10 protein-coding genes and 1 rRNA gene are annotated in these 16325 nt (G+C 63.2%); 2 read left to right on the top strand and 9 right to left on the bottom strand.

The window, feature by feature from the left end; translation table 11 throughout:
• Nucleotides 1-45: 45 nt before the first annotated feature.
• Entirely contained in the window at nucleotides 46-390 is a 345-nt protein-coding gene (locus OIU19_RS08525) for a cupin domain-containing protein (RefSeq protein ID WP_003251579.1), read from the top strand.
• Nucleotides 391-513: 123 nt separating this feature from the next.
• Here the strand turns inward: OIU19_RS08525 and mmsB are convergent, their stop codons facing one another.
• Nucleotides 514-1401, bottom strand: a complete 888-nt coding sequence (mmsB, locus tag OIU19_RS08520; protein ID WP_186554285.1) for a 3-hydroxyisobutyrate dehydrogenase — start codon at nucleotides 1399-1401, stop codon at nucleotides 514-516.
• Between the two features lie 9 nt (nucleotides 1402-1410).
• Nucleotides 1411-2937 carry a CoA-acylating methylmalonate-semialdehyde dehydrogenase gene (locus OIU19_RS08515; protein ID WP_264234661.1) on the bottom strand — a complete coding sequence of 509 codons (1527 nt, stop codon included), beginning with the start codon at nucleotides 2935-2937 and terminating at the stop codon, nucleotides 1411-1413.
• Nucleotides 2938-3057: 120 nt separating this feature from the next.
• Here OIU19_RS08515 and OIU19_RS08510 point away from each other — a divergent pair, with 120 nt between their 5' ends.
• A complete protein-coding gene (locus OIU19_RS08510) occupies nucleotides 3058-4008 on the top strand; it encodes a LysR family transcriptional regulator (protein WP_264234660.1) in 951 nt (316 codons plus the stop codon).
• A 200-nt stretch (nucleotides 4009-4208) separates the two neighbouring features.
• On the opposite strand, the gene OIU19_RS08505 is transcribed toward OIU19_RS08510, so the two are convergent.
• From OIU19_RS08505 to rrf, 7 genes are all read right to left on the bottom strand, one after another.
• The gene (locus OIU19_RS08505) at nucleotides 4209-4664 is read right to left on the bottom strand and encodes an OmpA family protein (protein WP_264234894.1); all 456 of its coding nucleotides are present in this window, start codon (nucleotides 4662-4664) and stop codon (nucleotides 4209-4211) included.
• 44 nt (nucleotides 4665-4708) lie between these two features.
• Complete coding sequence (locus OIU19_RS08500) at nucleotides 4709-5980, bottom strand: diguanylate cyclase domain-containing protein (protein ID WP_264234659.1); 1272 nt, start codon at nucleotides 5978-5980, stop codon at nucleotides 4709-4711.
• Nucleotides 5977-6552, bottom strand: a complete 576-nt coding sequence (locus tag OIU19_RS08495) for a YfiR family protein (protein WP_264234658.1) — start codon at nucleotides 6550-6552, stop codon at nucleotides 5977-5979. Before OIU19_RS08495 ends, OIU19_RS08500 begins: the two co-directional genes overlap by 4 nt.
• 91 nt (nucleotides 6553-6643) lie before the next feature.
• A complete protein-coding gene (recD, locus tag OIU19_RS08490) occupies nucleotides 6644-8713 on the bottom strand; it encodes an exodeoxyribonuclease V subunit alpha (RefSeq protein ID WP_264234657.1) in 2070 nt (689 codons plus the stop codon).
• Nucleotides 8710-12387 carry an exodeoxyribonuclease V subunit beta gene (recB, locus tag OIU19_RS08485; RefSeq protein WP_264234656.1) on the bottom strand — a complete coding sequence of 1226 codons (3678 nt, stop codon included), beginning with the start codon at nucleotides 12385-12387 and terminating at the stop codon, nucleotides 8710-8712. The genes recD and recB overlap by 4 nt, the downstream gene beginning before the upstream one ends.
• Complete coding sequence (gene recC, locus OIU19_RS08480; protein ID WP_264234655.1) at nucleotides 12384-15863, bottom strand: exodeoxyribonuclease V subunit gamma; 3480 nt, start codon at nucleotides 15861-15863, stop codon at nucleotides 12384-12386. The genes recB and recC overlap by 4 nt, the downstream gene beginning before the upstream one ends.
• A gap of 148 nt (nucleotides 15864-16011) precedes the next feature.
• Nucleotides 16012-16127 (bottom strand): 5S ribosomal RNA (gene rrf, locus OIU19_RS08475).
• Between the last annotated feature and the right edge of the window lie 198 nt (nucleotides 16128-16325).

The following is a 16325-nucleotide window of genomic DNA, read 5'->3' as shown; positions in this document are numbered from 1 at the left end:
GCCCTATGGTGATGAGTCTTCGAACCCACCAACAGGAAACCTGCCATGTCCGATTTCATCACCGTCCTGCGCGAAACCTGCCCGACTCCAGTGGTCGACGCCACCAAGTGGAAGCGCATTGGCGGCGATCCGCACACCGTCAACCTCAACGCCTACCTGTCGGCTGACGGCAGCAAGATCATGGGCACCTGGATCTGCACCCCGGGCAAGTTCGAGGTCAATTACGACAAATGGGAGTTCTGCCACTTCCTCGACGGCTACTGCATCATCACCCCCGAAGGTGAAGAGCCAAAGCACCTGAAAGCGGGTGATGTATTTGTCATCGAACCCGGGATGAAGGGCACCTGGGAAGTGGTCGAGACGGTACGCAAATACTTCGTCTTCGCCTGATTAGCGCTCCCAAGCTGCTCAACCAAGCGAAAAAAATCGCAGCTCAAACGCCCCTCCCCCAGGTGCGCAGTTACAGGGGGAGAGCCGTTCGAGCCGCGAACAAGATGAAGCCCACCTCGTTGCTCAGTCTTTCTTGCGATAACCCTCGACGATGGCCGAGAAGTCTTTGCCGCCTTCACCGCGCAGGCTCATGGCCTGGTACAGCTGCTGTGCCACCGCACCGAGAATTACCGGCTGGTGCGCCTGACGCGCCGCCTCGGTGGCCAGCCCCAGGTCCTTGAGCATCAACTCAGCGCCAAAGCCGCCGGTATAGCCACGGGCCGCCGGGGCACTGTCGATCACCCCCGGCCACGGGTTATAGGTATCCGAACTCCAGCAACGCCCAGTCGAGCTGTTGATGATGCCGGCCAGCACCTTGGTATCGATCCCCAGCGCGTTGCCCAAGGCCATGGCCTCGGACACGCCGATCATCGAGATGCCCAGCAGCAGGTTGTTGCAGATCTTGGCGATCTGCCCGGTACCCACCTCGCCGCAATGGACGATATTGCGCCCCATCTGCTTGAGCACCGGCTCCAGCGTGGCGAACAGCTCGGCACTGGCGCCGACCATGAAGGTCAGGGTGCCTGCTGCTGCGCCACCGGTGCCGCCTGATACCGGCGCATCGCCCATGTCCACGCCCTTGGCGGCGGCCGCCTTGGACACATCACGCGCGGTCTGCGGATCGATGGTGCTGCAATCGACTGTCGGCGTGCCCGGTTTTACCCCGGCCAATACCCCGTCTTCGTTCAAATACACGCTGCGCACATGGGCGGCAGCCGGGAGCATGGTGATGACCAGCTCGCTGGCGGCGGCAGCGTCCTTGGGCGAGGCGCTGATCTGCCCGCCCAGTTCGGCAAGCTCAGCCAGCACGGTCTTGTTCAAATCGAACAGGTTCAGCTGATGGCCGGCCTTGATCAGGTTGCGCGCCATAGGCGCGCCCATGTTGCCCAGACCGATGAATGCAATGCGCATGGGGCCTCCTTAGCGCAGGCTGATGGTGGTGTTCACGCCGTCGTTGACGCTGTCGTCGTCGAACCAGCGTGCGGTGACCGTCTTGGTCTGCGTGTAGAACTGCACCACCTGCTTGCCGTACGGACCGAGGTCGCCGAGCTTGGAGCCACGCGATCCGGTGAAGCTGAAGTACGGTACGGGCACCGGAATCGGGATGTTGATACCGACCTGGCCGATGTCGATCTCGCTCTGGAATTTGCGCGCCGCAGCGCCGCTCTGGGTGAACAGGCCAGTGCCATTGCCGAACGGGTTGGCGTTGACCAGGGCGATAGCCTCATCGAGGGTATCGACCTCCAGGGTCACCAGCACCGGGCCAAAGATTTCCTGGGTGTAGACCTGCATGTCGGTAGTCACCCCGGAGAACAGGGTTGGGCCGACGAAGTTGCCTTGTTCATAGCCCGGCACCGTCACGCCACGGCCGTCCAGCTCAAGCTTGGCACCTTCCTTGATACCGCTCTCGATCAGGCCCAGCACACGTTCCTTGGCGCGCTTGGAAACCACCGGGCCGACATCGGTGCCCGGCTCGCACCCGGCGTTGACCTTGAGCTGGCTCGCCGCAGCCTTGATGTCTGGCAGCCATTCACGGGCCTTGCCGACCAGCACGGCCACCGAGGTCGCCATGCAGCGCTGGCCAGCGGCGCCAAAGGCAGCTCCCACCAGGGCGTTGACAGTTTGCGTGCGGTTGGCGTCCGGCAGTACCACGGCGTGGTTCTTGGCGCCCATCATCGATTGCACGCGCTTGCCGTGCTGGCTGCCCAGGTTGTACACGTGGGTGCCGACTTCGGTGGAGCCGACGAACGAGATCGCCTTGATGTCCTTGTGCGTGCAGATCGCATCGACCACCTGCTTGCCGCCATGCACCACGTTCAGCACACCGGCCGGAATTCCCGCCTCCAGCGCCAGCTCGACCAGCAGCATGGTCGACAGCGGGTCCTGCTCGGAGGGCTTGAGGACGAAGGTGTTGCCACACACGATAGCCATCGGGAACATCCACAGCGGAATCATCGCCGGGAAGTTGAATGGCGTAATACCGGCGCATACACCGATCGGCTGGCGCAGGGTGTAGGTATCGACGCCACCTGCGACGTTCTCGGCGAACTCGCCCATTTGCAGGGTGCCGATGGACGCGGCGTGCTCGACCACTTCCAGGCCACGGAAGATATCGCCCTCAGCGTCAGCCAGGGTCTTGCCCTGCTCGGCGCTGAGGGTTTGCGCGATGCGCTTGGTGTGTTCGCGGATCAGCGCTTGCAGCTTGAGCATGATGCGCATGCGTGCGCCGATCGGGGTGTCGCGCCAGCTGACGAAAGCGCGCTGGGCAGCGGCTACGGCGGCGTCGACTTCCTCCACGGTGGCGAACGGCACACGCGCCAGCACTTGCTGGGTGGCCGGGTTGACGATATCGCGCCACTCGCTGGTTTTAGATTCGACCCATTGCCCGTCGATCAGCAGCTTGACCTGCTCGACTGTGGCCTGGGTGGGGGTTTGAGGTGCGTTCATCTGCGCTCTCCTTGGAATTATTGTGGGACGAGATCGCCAACGCGAGGTGGCGTCTAGGCGCTGATTTCGAGTATAGATGTGCAAACATCCAACAAGAACGCACAAAAAAACCGGATCATCATGCAAAAAGACCTCACCTCCCTCGGGTCGCTGAACTGGGACGACCTGAAGTTCTTTCTTGAAGTGGCGCGCACCCGCAAGGCCAGCAGCGCGGCCAAACGCTTGAGCGTCGACTACACCACGGTGTCGCGCCGGATCAGCTCGCTGGAGGGCGCGTTGGCCACCTTGCTGTTCGAAAAGTCGCGGACCAACGGCTTCGTCCTGACGGCCGAGGGCCAGCGCTTGCTGGGCTATGCCGAGTCGATCGAAAGCACGCTGCACATGGCGTGCGAGCAAGTATCAGGGTCGGGCGTGGCGTTGTCCGGGCATGTGCGCATGGGCTGCACCGAGGGCTTCGGCAGCTTTTTCGTTACCCCGCAGCTGAGCCACTTCGTCGATGCGTGGCCGGCGATCTCAGTGGATATCCTGCCGTTGCCGCATTTCATCAGCCTGTCCAAGCGCGAGGCGGACATTGTCATCGCCCTGGAGCGGCCCGAGCATGGGCCATACGTGTGCTGCAAGTTGTGTGACTACCGCTTGCGGCTCTATGCAACGCAGGACTACCTCGACAGCCACGAGCCGATCCGCCAAGTCAGCGACCTGGCCGCTCATCCGTTCATCAGCTACGTCGACGATCTGGCCTTCAGCTCGGAGCTGTTGTACCTGGCCAACTTGATCCCCAACGCCCATGCGCATTTGCGCAGCACCAGTGTCATCGCCCAGTACACGGCAGCGCTGCAAGGGCGTGGGCTGGCGATTCTGCCGTGCTTCCTGGCGGCGCAGGATCCGCGTTTGATTACCGTTTTGCCTGGGGAAGTGGACATTACCCGGCAGTTTTGGATGTATTGCCGGGAGGACCTGCGCAAGCTCAAGCGCATCACCTTACTGTGGGATTACATCCGCAACGTGACCGAGGCGAATGCGCCGTTGTTGATGGGCGAAACGCGTGAGATGCGTTTCGCTCGCGAGTGAATATTCCACTGCTTTGCACTTAAGATTCTGGGGCTCTTCGCAGCCCTTCGGTTCGGTTCGGCGCCCCGACTAGCCCGCTCCCACAGGAACAGCGCTGAGCCAAGAGTCAATGCTATCCCTGTGGGAGCGGGCTAGTCGGGGCGCCGAACCGCCGCGAAGGGCCGCAAAGCGGGCCCCAATGATTTAAGCGACAACTTGACTCAATCAGACGCCACCACGATCGACACCCGCCGGTTCTCGGTCCGCCCACTGCTGGTGCTGTTATCCGCCACCGGCTGGCTACTACCCAGACCCCGGGTCTGGATGTTCTGTGGCTGCATGCCGATGCCCACCAAAGTCTTGGCCACGCTCTGCGCACGGCGCTCGGACAGTTGCTGGTTGTAGGCGGCCTTGCCCGATGCATCGGTGTGACCGTCAACGCGCACGCGCTGGATATCGACGCTCAACAAGGCCTTGCCAATGCGTTCGACGATGTCCTGACTCTGCCTATTGAGGCTGTCCAGGTCACTGCCGAACAGCACTTTGCCAGACAGATCGAACGCCCAGCCCTCCTCGGTCGGGGCGAACCCCTCGCGCTTGAGCACGGCCACCTGCTCGGCCGTCAGGCCCTGGGGCACGCTCTGGCAACCAACCAGGGTCAAGAGCGCCAGCAGCATGGTCAGCAAAGGAAAACGCAGTTGGGAAAACGGGTGAATCACGGCTAGCTCCTTTTTTTCACGTCAGCAGCGCCACGTTCCGTATGCGCCACTTGCCAATGGCCACGGCGCTTGCGCTTGGCCTGGTACATCGCCGCGTCGGCGGCGTTGAGCAGACTGGCCGGGTCTTGGCCATCGTCCGGGTAGTAGGCGATGCCTACGCTGAGCGAGGTGGTGAGGCTGTCGCCATCGTCGAGTTGAATGGGCAGCTTCATGCTGGTGACTATTTTTTCCGCGATGCGCTCGGCATCTTCGCGCGAGTGCAGCGGGGTCAGCAGCACCGCGAACTCATCGCCACCGAGCCGCGCGACCAGATCGTGCTCGCGCAGCTGCGCGCGGATCCGGTTGGCCACACTGATCAGCACTTCATCGCCCACCGCGTGGCCGAGGCTGTCGTTGATCTGCTTGAAGTGATCGCTGTCGAGGAACAGCAGCGCCAGATGCTCCTGCTCCCGGGCCGCGTTGCGCAGGCTACGGCTGACCCGGCCTTCGAAGAAGGCGCGGTTGGGCAGGCCGGTCAAGCTGTCGTGGCTGGCCAGATGGGCCAAGGTCTCGTTCTCGCTCTGCAAATGGCTCTGCCAAGTTTCCAGCTCGTCGAGCAAGGCGTTGAAGTCGTTGCCCAGCTCGTTCAGCTCAGCAATCTGCGCCTCGGGGACGCGCCGGTCGAAGCTGCGCTCGCGACGTGCGGCATGGGCCACGCTAGCCAGGCTGCGCAACGGGCGGATGATGTCGCCGAGCAAGCGCCGCGACAGGTAGCTGGCAACCAGCGCGCTGAGCATGGTGCACAGCACCACCCCAGCCAGACCACTGAGCAGGAAACGCAGCAGGCTGCGGCCCTGGCCGATCAGCTCGATATGCCCGACCTTTTGCTGCTGATGCATGATCGGCAGATTGATCGGCTGCTCGAGCAAGGTGCTGGCAACCATGGCTTCAAGCGGCGCGAGCACGCCGTCATCCTCACGCTGCCAGTGGGCCAACTCCTCACCATCGTTGTTGAACACCTTGGCATCGGCGACCTCTTCGGTGCCGGCGATCGTCACTAGCGCCTCGTTGGCTGCGGCGCGGTCGTCGAACACCACTGCGGCTTCCACGGTGTAGTTGATCGAGCGGGCGATCAGGTGCAGGTTGTGGTCGGCATAGACGCGCAGTGCCAAAACGCCTAGCAAAGTTACCGAAACACCCGCCAGTCCTACCGCCAACAGCGCGGCGCTGAGATGTCCACGACCGAGCACGGCGCGCAGAGTCGGGCGGATAACCCTTTTGGCTGAGGCAATCATGGCTGCGCCGCTCGCCGACGGGACAGCTGCAACACGCTGGGGTGAATGCGTACGCCACTACGCGCTACCGAGTCCAGGTTCACCTCGAAGGTCACCTGCCGGTCGCCCACTCGCAGGCAGAACAAGCTGCCGACCGTGCACGGGTCATCGGCCTCGCTGATGCTCAGTACCGGTTGGCCGCTGAGGGCCTGAAACAGATGATCGCGCTCGCCCTGGTCGAGCTTGCCGATATACACCGCATCGCAAGCCCCGGCGATGCGCCGGTCGTTGGCCAACAGGCGGCGGACTTGCAGGGGCTGGCCAGAGTTCTGCACGTTGCCCTTGATCAGGTCGTCGGCGTATTCGGTAGGCCCGACCAGGCACAGCCGCAACGGCACAGGCTCTGTCGGCCAACGGGCATAGCTGAAAATGCCCAGCACCACCTGGGTAACAGCCTTGGCCCGTTGTTGCACTTGGGCGGTGGTCGCGCCAGTGTCTGCCTGGCTGGGGCTGGCGAAAAGCATCAAGGCCGCCAACAGCAGCGATAAGGCACAGCCAATTACTCGACCCCAGGGCGAGACAGCCACCATCATGTGGGAAAACTCTCAAAATCAGGTCAGATAATGCCGCAAAGATAGCATATCGCCGCCAGACAGCGTGTACGTCCGTCCCAACCCCAGCGCCTCAGACCTGCTCCAGCATCAGCCCGGAAATCCGCCGCACCTTGCGCTTGACCGCTTCTTCGAAGATACCTGCGCGTGGCTCGATCAGGCTGAAACAGTGTTTGGCCCGGGTAATGCCGGTATACACAAGCTCTTTGGTCAGCACCGGATTGAGCGCATCGGGCAGTACCAACGCGGTATGGCTGAACTCCGAGCCTTGGGACTTGTGCACCGTCATGGCAAACACCGTTTCCACTTCATTGAGCCGGCTGGGCAGGACGAAACGCACACCGCCACTGCCGTCGTTGCGCGGGAAGGCTACACGTAGCAGCGATACGCCCTGCTCGTCAGGCAAGCGCAGGGCGATGCCGATATCGCCGTTCATCAGCCCCAAGCCATAGTCGTTGCGGGTTACCAAGACCGGACGGCCTTCGTACCAGGGCTGTTGGCTGTCGATCAGCCCGGCGTTGTGCAGCACTCGGCTCACGCGCTCGTTCAACCCTTGCACACCCCAAGGCCCCTTGCGCACTGCGCAAAGCAGCTGAAAGTCTTCAAAACTTTGCAGGACCTGGCTCGCCCACACCTCCCAACGAGGATCTGTGAGCGGCGTGCCGGGTTGCGGTCGCTGGCGGCCGATGGTGCGCAGGTAATGGCGATAGCCTTGTGGCCCGTCGTTGCCCAGACCGTCGAGCAGTAGCCGGTCAAACCGGCGGTCATGCTCGCCCTGCAATGAAAGGCCATGGACATCGGCAAGTGTGTGCGTCAGCAACTCGCGCGCCTCTTGTGCCTGCTGGCGATTGACCAGGCGTGCCAGCTGGCCGATACCGCTGCCTTCGCCAAAACGCCGCGAGTGACGCAGCATCACCACCTGCTGGGCCAGCGGGTTGCGCTGAGCATCGCCGGTCTTGAGGCCGCTAGCGCCCAGCGCCTGGCCACCGACCTGCTCCAACCAAGCCTGGGTCGCCGATGAGTAACAGCCGTCCTCGGCATCCCGGCATAAATCACCGAGTACCGCCCCGGCTTCCACCGAGGCTAATTGGTCCTTGTCCCCTAGCAGCACTAGCCGTGCCTTGGGCGGCAGAGCGTCGAGCAGCACCGCCATCATTTCCAGGTCGATCATCGACGCTTCATCGATCACCAGCACATCCAGCGGCAACGGGTTGGCCGCATGGTGGCGAAAGTGCCGCGAGCCGGGGCGACTCCCCAGCAGGCGGTGAACGGTACTGACGTCGGTGGGGATCTGCGCACGAATCTCAGCGCTCACCTGCAAGCGCTCGACCTGCTGGCCAATCGATTCGGTCAGACGCGCCGCGGCCTTGCCAGTGGGCGCGGCCAGGCGAATCCGCAGGGGCCGGCCCTGCTCCACCGCTGGGGCTTGCAGCAGCGCCAGCAGGCGTACCACGGTGGTGGTCTTGCCGGTGCCTGGGCCGCCGGTGATGATGCTGAACGCGGCGCGGGTCGCCAAGGCGCAGGCCAGTTTCTGCCAATCCACCTGGCCGGCCGGCGTGCCACCTTCGAACAGTTGGGCAAGACGCGCAGGCAGATCCGCCGGAATCGACTCATCCGCCGCCAACCGCTGGCGTAGCGCATCGTCGATCTGGCGCTCATAGCTCCAGTAGCGCCGCAGATACAAGCGCAGGCCGCTTAGCACCAAAGGCCGCGAGCGCTGCTCGGGCGTGTTACCCGCAGCGACCAGTGAACTGGCCGCGATGCGTTGGCGCCAGGTGTCTTGATCAAGGTTGGCCAGCAGTTGCGAGGGCAGTAGCAGTGGCCCCGTCAGGGCGTCACCTTCTGGCGGCAGGGACAAGGCGAAATCCGGTTCGGCCAGGGTTTGCGCCAGATCCAGGCAGACATGCCCATGCCCCAGTTGATGGCTGGCCAAGGCCGCCGCCAGCAACAGCAGCGGATCGCTGCCAGGTGCCCGCTCTTCGAGAAAGCCCACGAAGGCCCGGTCCAGTGCACGCAACCAACCGCGCTCAACCCAACGGTCGAGCAAGATCAGCAGATCCTTGCTGTCCCTCAGCGGCGCCAGGGCCGCTAACTGCTCAGCTTGCAGCGGCGTAGGCAATAGGTCGTCGAGACGTCGGCTCATGGCGCGGCTCCGGCAAACAGGTCCTGCTGTTCAGGCGCAAGGGCGCCGCGGAACAGTGCGTCGAGGGACTCGATCAGCTCACGCGGCGGCTTGGCGAAATACAGGCCATGACCTGCGCGGTTGGCGCCGCGCAGGAAGATGAACAAGGCACCGCCAACATCGCGGTCGTAATCGTAATCGGGCAAGCGCGCGCGCAATTGCCGGTGCAGGGCGAGCAAATAGAGCACGTACTGCAGGTCGTAGCGGTGTTCGAGGATCGCCTGCTCCATCGCCAGCGCGTTGTAAGACTGGGTATCCGGGCCGAGCCAGTTGGACTTGTAGTCGGTCACGTAATAGCGGCCATCCAGCTCGAACGCCAGGTCGATGAAGCCCTTGAACATGCCATTGAGCTGGGAGGCCTGCGCCGCTGGCCGGGCGGTGCCAGCGTGGGTGTGATGGGTCACCAGCTGGTCGAGGCGCAGCACATCGACCTGATGGCTGGCGAACCAGAACTCCATTTCGATCTGGTACTGGCGCAACTGCGCGAGGGTCAGCTGCGCACCTGGTGCTTGTAAAGGCAGCGGCTCGTTGAGCATGTGCCCAAGCCATTGGCTCAAGGCGGGGATCCAGCCGGTCCAGTCACGCCGATTGCAGCGCTGGCCAACGGTGCGCTCGATCAATTCGGGGTTGGCGCTGATTTCGGCAAAGCCTTCACGCCCAGCCCACTCCAACAGCCCATGGAGGAAGGTACCTGGGCCTGGGCCACGCGGGAAGCGATGAATGTCGCCGCTCTCGGCAGGGATTTCACGCAGTTGCTGGGCATCGACTCGCTCATCATCCATCAACTGTTGGGCTTGCGAGCTGTCGGCGCCCAGGGTCTGGTCGCCGACGCGCAGGGCGCTGTAGGAGGCAATCCACCAATTCTCTGCGGCAGAGCGACGGGGCTTGCGTGCGGTCATCAATTCGCGGGCATCGTTAGGGAGCAGATAGCGCACCTCATCCGGCGCAGGGACGCTGGCGCAGGCGATATGTGTGCTGCCTGCTTGCAAGGCTTGTAGCCAGTCCGCTAGCTGCGGCGAGGCCGCCAGGGGTTGACCGCCGCCAAGCAGATAGCCCAGGGCCGAACGATGCAGCTGCGAGTGCTTCTGGTTGCCACGCTTGAGGTCGGCGACGCCGAGCCAGCAGGCATGCTGGGCGCGGGTCAGGGCGACGTAAAGCAGGCGCAAGTCTTCAGCCAGGCGCTCATCGTCGGCGCGGGCGATCTGCTGCTCATTCGGGGTCAGCGTCAGGTGGGCATTGCCCTGTTCATCGTGCCAGGTCAGCGGCAGGCGCTGGCCATCGACTGGCTTGCTGGTGCAGATGAACGGTAGGAAGACCAACGGATACTCAAGGCCCTTGGACTTGTGGATGGTCACCACCTTGACCAGCTGTTCGTCGCTTTCCAGACGCAGGATTTGCTCTTCGCCAGCCTGACCGGCACCGGCCAGATTCTCCGCAAGATGACGAATCAGTGCCTGCTCGCCATCCAGCTCGCCAGCGGCTTGTTGCAGCAGCTCGGCCAGGTGCAGCAGGTTGGTCAGCACCCGCTCGCCATCACTGCGGGCGATCAGCGTGCGTGGCAGTTTGAAGTCGTGCAGCAAGCGGCGCAGCATCGGCAGCACGCCCTGGCGTTGCCAGGTCTCGCGGTACAGCCGAAAACGCATGACCCAGTCTTCCCAGATCCGCTCGTCCTGGTTCAGGCGTTCAAGCTCGGCCAGCGACTGGTCGAGGGTCAGGCTCGCCAGCGCGGCCTTGAGCAAGCGCTCTGAGTCCGGCTCGGCGCAGGCCTTGAGCCAGGCCAGCAGGTCATGGGCCTCCTGGGCGGCGAACACCGAGTCCTTGTCCGACAGGTACACGCTGCGCACATCGCGGGCAGCCAGCTCGCTGCGGATCAACTGCGCCTCGCGGCCATCACGCACGAGAATGGCGATGTCCGAAGGCAGGCAGGCCCGCAGCAGGCCGTCAGCATTGCTGAAGCCGGTTGCCCCGCGCTGTCCGCCATTGAGCAGCGCGACGATCTGGCTGGCGCAGCTGGCGGCCAACTGTTGCCGGTACAGGGTGCTGGACACCGGCTCTTCGCTTTCCAGCCGCCAGCAGTGCAAGGCAGCGGTCGGTTGGCCCTCGATCAGCAACTGCTCGCCGCGTCCCTTGGCGTTCACTTCAATGAAAGGCAAGGGGTTGTTCTGCCCCTCGCGGAACAGGAACGCACCACGCCCTTGCTCACGTGCCTCCGCCTGGAGAAACACGCGGTTGACCGCGCCGACCATGGCCTGGCTGGAGCGGAAGTTGGTATCCAGGCTGTGCAGCCGCCCTGCCGTGGCGCGCCGGGCAGCGAGGTAGGTGAAGATGTCGGCACCGCGGAAGGCGTAGATGGCCTGTTTGGGGTCGCCGATCATGAACAAGCCGGTTTCCGTGCGATTCTCGCTGATCCGGTAGATGCGCTCGAAGATGCCGTACTGGACCGGATCGGTGTCCTGGAATTCGTCAATCATCGCTACCGGGAACTGCTCGCGGATCAATCCGGCCAGGCGCTCGCCAGCCTCTTGCCCAAGGGCGTGCTGCAGACGCAGAAGCATGTCGTCGAAGCCCATTTCAGCGCGGCGGCGTTTTTCCACCTCGAAACGTGCAGATACCCAGTTGGCAGCGTGCTCGAGCAAACGTACATCGGGGCTAGGCAGCGCCTGTAGCTGCTGAGGCAGGCTTTGCATAGCGTGCAGCGCTGGGTGCTGCGGCGGCTCGCCAACCTTCCAGGCCTCGGCCATACCCGCGGGGGTGAGACGCGTGAAACCAGTGCCCAGGTCCAGTTCCAGCGCCTGCTCATCAGTGGCCCAGCTGCGCAGCTTGTCAAACCAGGGCTCGAAGAAGCGCGCCTGCATTTTGCGGCCATCGACGTGCTTGGCTGCCACGGCATCGCGGCAGATCTGCTGCAACTGCTCGGCCCACTCTGCCCACGGCGCCTTCAGTTGGCCAAGCTGCTCGCTGCGCTGCTGCAGGGTGGCCTCGATCAACGCCTGCGGCTCGACCTCTTCCTGCTCAGCTGTGGCGCGGGCGAACAGCGGGCGAATGCGCGGCAACAGCGCATCGGGGCTGATCCAGTGAGCGCGGACCCAGGTCAGGGCTTCGCCACGCATGCTGTAGCAGTAGCGGCGCCAGTAATCCCGCATGACCTGGCCGAGCAATTCGCTGTGGTCGGTTTCCAGGCTTTGGGTAAACAGGCTGCCACTGTCGAAGGCATGCTCTCGAAGCATGCGCTGGCACCAGCCGTGAATGGTCGACACCGCGGCCTCGTCCATCCACTGCACGGCCACCTCCAGGCGGCTGGCACAGCGCGGCCAAAGCGCTTCGGGATAGTCGTCACGCAGTAGCTGCAGCAGTGGATCGGCGTCGGCCAGCTCGCCACGGAAGAAGCGCGCAGCTTCTGCCAGGCGGGTGCGGATACGCTCGCGCAACTCTTTAGTGGCGGCGTCGGTGAAGGTCACCACGAGGATCTGCGGCGGCAACAGTTCGCGGCCAAAGCCCTGCTCGTCGCCATGCCCGAGGATCAGGCGCAGGTACAGCGCCGAGATGGTGAAGGTCTTGCCGGTACCGGCGCTGGCTTCGATCAGCTGGCTGCCATGCAGCGGAAAGCTCAAGGCCAAAGGGCGGGCCTGGGTCATGCGGCACTCTCCGGGTTGCCCCAGGTCTGCCAGGGCGCGGCGAACAGGGGGCGGTACAGGGCTTCACACCAGCCTTCGAAGGTTTCATCAGCCGTAAGCGCGGCAAAGTCGCGGAACTGCCGGGCCAGGGCCAGGCTTTCGCTGCGCTCGCCAAAGCTGTTCTGGCCGTCGCCTTCGTAGGCGCGGGCAGCGGCAGCCAAGGCTTTGTCGGCATCGTCCTGGGCCAGCCAGGCGAATGCGGTCTTGGCCGCCACTGGCAGCGGCGCGTTCATTGCGGCTTGGCGCGAGATCAGCAGATCGCCCAGCAGGTCGGCGGCCTGTGCCTGTGGTAGCGGCTCAAGCAGCAGGGTCAGGTCACTGGCAACCAGGGCGCTGTGCAGCGAGTAGCCGGCAGCGCAAGCAGCCAGGTGCATCACCCAGGTGGGGATCAGGCGATGTCGCTTGAGGTTGTTGCGCCCTGCACTGATGGTGTTGGGCACGGTGGTGATGCTCAACAAGCTCTGGTCCTCGGACTGATAAACCCGGCCCAGCCAGCCCTGCAAGCGATCGCTACCGCGTTCGAAGTGGATCGGCAGGGCGCCCTCGACCAATGTCGGCCAGCGCTGAAGCAGTTGCCGATGGCGTTGCAGCAGGTCCGGCAGCGGCTGAACCAGCTCGGCTTGGAGGATCTCGCCGAACCCCGCCAGTGGCAGCAGGCCACATGCCTGTAGTCGACGCGCCTGGGTGTGCAAGGCGCGTTCGGCGTTGTCTGGATCGGCCAGCGCTGCGCCCAGCAGGGTTTCGCTAAGGCCGTATCGCTGTAGCGCATCGAGGACGAAAGGCTCTTCGTCCGGAGTCGGCGCTTCAAGTGCCTCGAAGAACACCTTCAAGCGTTGACTGAAGAAATGCCGAACCGGGTGGCGCAAGAAGTCCTGCAGTTGCACCAGGTTCAGTGGCTCGTCACTCACATACGGCGGCAATGGTTGATCAGCCGGAAGCGGCGAGTCGTCGGCCTGGTGCAGTACCTGCCACTCATGGGCGTAGCTGAACAGCGGGCTGCCCTTCTGGAAATAGCGCTGGCTGAAGGGTTGCAAGGGGTGCTCCTGGGTCAGCGCGTGCAGCAGTTGCTGGCCAGGGTCGTCACGCAGCCCTTGCTTGGCTCCGGCCAGTCGCCATCCTGCTGCGAGGTGATCACGCAACTGGCCAATCAGCACCGATGCCGGACGCTCACTGTTGTCGCGGATGCTGCGGCCGACCCAGCTGACGTACAGCTGGTCACGGGCCGAGAGCAGTGCTTCGAGCAGCAGGTAGCGGTCATCCTCGCGCCGCGAACGGTCACCTGGGCGGTAGTCGCTGGCCATTAGGTCGAAGTCCAGCGGTTGTTGGGCGCGCGGATAATCGCCGTCGTTCATGCCCAGCAGACAGACCACCCGGAAGGGGATCGCACGCATGGGCATCAGGGTGCAGAAGTTCACCGAACCTGCAAGAAAGCGCTGCGACAGCTTGCCTTGATCGAGGCCGGACAACCAGGCTTCGCGCACCACGGTCAGTGGCAAGGGGTCTTGCAGGCCGACGGTATCGCAGGTTTGCAGCCAAGTGTCTTGCAGGTCTTGCAGCTGGACCAGAAGAAACTCGTCGTGTTCGTTTTCAGCCAGGAAGAACACCTGCAGCAAGGCGTTCAGGCGCTCGCCCCACTGCGCTGCGGTGGCGGGTTGCGACAAGGCCTGGCAGGCCACATCGAGGGCATCGAGCAAGGCTACTAGCGGGCCGATCAAGGCGGCGTCCAGGCCGCCAATTTCGTCATAAGGTTCGATGCCATCACAGCCCTCGCCCACCCCCACGGCGTAGCCAAGCAGCATGCGCCGCAGGCCAAAGCGCCAACTGTTCTGCTCCAGGCCGTGCGGTAAACCGAGGGTAGCGCGCTGTTCGGCACTCAGGCCCCAACGGATACCGGCGCCCTCGATCCAGCGGTGCAGGGTTGGCAAATCACTTTCTTGGATGGCGAAACGAGCCCTTAGCGCAGGGACATCAAGCAGGTCGAGGACTTCACTTACCGCGAAGCGGCTTTCCGGCAACTTGAGCAAATGCTCCAGGGCAATCAGCAATGGGTCACGGCCACGCTGGCCCTGGTCGGTCAGGGTGAAGGGAATATAGCGCGGATCATGGCGATCCAACTGGCCAAACACCGCGCGGATGTGGGGGGCATAGTCATCGATCGCAGGCAGCATGACGATAACGTCGCGCGGGCGCAGGCTTGGGTCGGCGCTGAAACGGGCTAACAGTTGGTCATGAAGGATTTCGACTTCGCGCTGGGCACTGTGCGCGACGTGAAAGCGTACCGAGCGATCCTTGCTGGGATCGACTGGCGGCCACACGTCGCGAGTCTCAGCCAACGGCCGCAACTCAAGGATGTCGTCCTGCAGCTGGTTGAGCAGGTTGGTCGGCTGGCCGTCGCTGAACAGGTCGATACGACCGTCGCTGAACACCCCTTGGTAGCTGGCGGGGTCGTCATAGCTATCGAGCAAGTTGATGTAGTCACGGCCCTGCTTACCCCAGGCGGCCAGCAGTGGATGGGCATGCTGGTGCAGCGAGTCGTCGTCCAATTGCAGCGGCATGCCCTGCTTGCGTTGTTGACGCTTGTACTGGTGCCGAAGCAGATCTTTGTCGGCAACGATATCGGCCCAATGGTGGCGACAGGGGTTATGCACGCATAACAGCACCTGGCTGAAACGGGCCAGGCCAGCAAGGGCTTCGAGGGCTTGCGCGGGCAAGGAAGAGATGCCGAATACGATCGCTCTGCCGGGGAGACCGCTGGGCGCTTGCTCCAGGCTGTGCATGCGCTCGATAAAGCGTTGGTGCACCCCTGCGCGGCTCTGGGCCATGCCTTCCAGGCCGACATCTTCGAGTAATGCGCGCCACAGCTCGGCCTGCCAGCGATTGCCGGGAGCCAACGGCTTGCGCTCGCCGCGAGCGCTGTTAAGCACATGCTCACCGCCAGCCCAGTCCTTGAGCCAGTCAGCGCGGTAGACCTGGTATTGGTCGAACAGATCGGCCAGCCGCTCGGCCAGCTGATAGCGCTTGCGCAGGTCGCTGTCGTCGGTCAGAAAACGTCGCAGCGGTTCGAAATGCGGGCGCTCGATCAACTCGGGGAGCAGGCGCATCAGCCGCCAGGTCAGCGGCGCCTTGTCGAGCAAGGACACTTCGGGGATTTCATCACGACCCAGAACCTTGCGGTACAGCTGCCACATGAAGCTACCCGGCAATTGCACATCGATGGCAGCGGCAATGCCGCAGCCACCTTGGTCGTCGTCCTGAGGGTCTTCGGCCAGGGCCAGCTTGAGCCATTGGGCGATGCCATTGCTCTGCACCAAGGCGACTTCGTTCTCCAGCGGCGCGAGCGGGTAACGACGCATCCAGCTCACAACCAGGCTACGCAGGTCATCCAGGCGGTTGCCGTGAACGATCATAAAGCCGGGGTGCAAGGGGATATTTGCCATTGGGCACTCTCTGGAGGGCAGTCGGTCCTGGGGAGGAACCATATCATGGGGATGGGCTGCGAACTGAAACCCACACAGCCACATTTCTTTTCAGCCAGAAAGACAAAACCCCTACCTGCTCGCGCAGATAGGGGTTTTGCGAAATGAATCTTGACGATGACCTACTCTCACATGGGGAAACCCCACACTACCATCGGCGATGCATCGTTTCACTACTGAGTTCGGGATGGGATCAGGTGGTTCCAATGCTCTATGGTCGTCAAGAAATTCTGTAGCCAGAATGTCCAGATGGACAGCCCAGCAAATTCGGATATGCGATAGTTGTGAGTACGAACTTTCGGGTCTTTCGTCTTCACCACCGCAATTCGCGCTAGCAAATTGCTTGGGTGTTATATGGTCAAGCCTCACGGGCAATTAGTATTGGTTAGCTCAACGCCTCACAGCGCTTACACACCCAACCTA

Source organism: Pseudomonas sp. BT-42-2, from assembly GCF_025847435.2.
GTDB classification, from domain to species: Bacteria; Pseudomonadota; Gammaproteobacteria; order Pseudomonadales; family Pseudomonadaceae; genus Aquipseudomonas; species Aquipseudomonas urmiensis.
The sequence above is the reverse complement of the archived record's forward strand: the minus strand, read 5'-3'. Positions and strand labels throughout refer to the sequence as shown.

Excerpts from the sequence above, each read along its gene's own strand:
- OIU19_RS08525 (WP_003251579.1), top strand. The coding sequence starts at position 46 with ATGTCCGATTTCATCACCGTCCTGCGCGAAACCTGCCCGACTCCAGTG.
- mmsB (WP_186554285.1), bottom strand. The coding sequence starts at position 1,401 with ATGCGCATTGCATTCATCGGTCTGGGCAACATGGGCGCGCCTATGGCG.
- OIU19_RS08515 (WP_264234661.1), bottom strand. The coding sequence starts at position 2,937 with ATGAACGCACCTCAAACCCCCACCCAGGCCACAGTCGAGCAGGTCAAG.
- OIU19_RS08510 (WP_264234660.1), top strand. The coding sequence starts at position 3,058 with ATGCAAAAAGACCTCACCTCCCTCGGGTCGCTGAACTGGGACGACCTG.
- OIU19_RS08505 (WP_264234894.1), bottom strand. The coding sequence starts at position 4,664 with ATGCTGCTGGCGCTCTTGACCCTGGTTGGTTGCCAGAGCGTGCCCCAG.
- OIU19_RS08500 (WP_264234659.1), bottom strand. The coding sequence starts at position 5,980 with ATGATTGCCTCAGCCAAAAGGGTTATCCGCCCGACTCTGCGCGCCGTG.
- OIU19_RS08495 (WP_264234658.1), bottom strand. The coding sequence starts at position 6,552 with ATGATGGTGGCTGTCTCGCCCTGGGGTCGAGTAATTGGCTGTGCCTTA.
- recD (WP_264234657.1), bottom strand. The coding sequence starts at position 8,713 with ATGAGCCGACGTCTCGACGACCTATTGCCTACGCCGCTGCAAGCTGAG.
- recB (WP_264234656.1), bottom strand. The coding sequence starts at position 12,387 with ATGACCCAGGCCCGCCCTTTGGCCTTGAGCTTTCCGCTGCATGGCAGC.
- recC (WP_264234655.1), bottom strand. The coding sequence starts at position 15,863 with ATGGCAAATATCCCCTTGCACCCCGGCTTTATGATCGTTCACGGCAAC.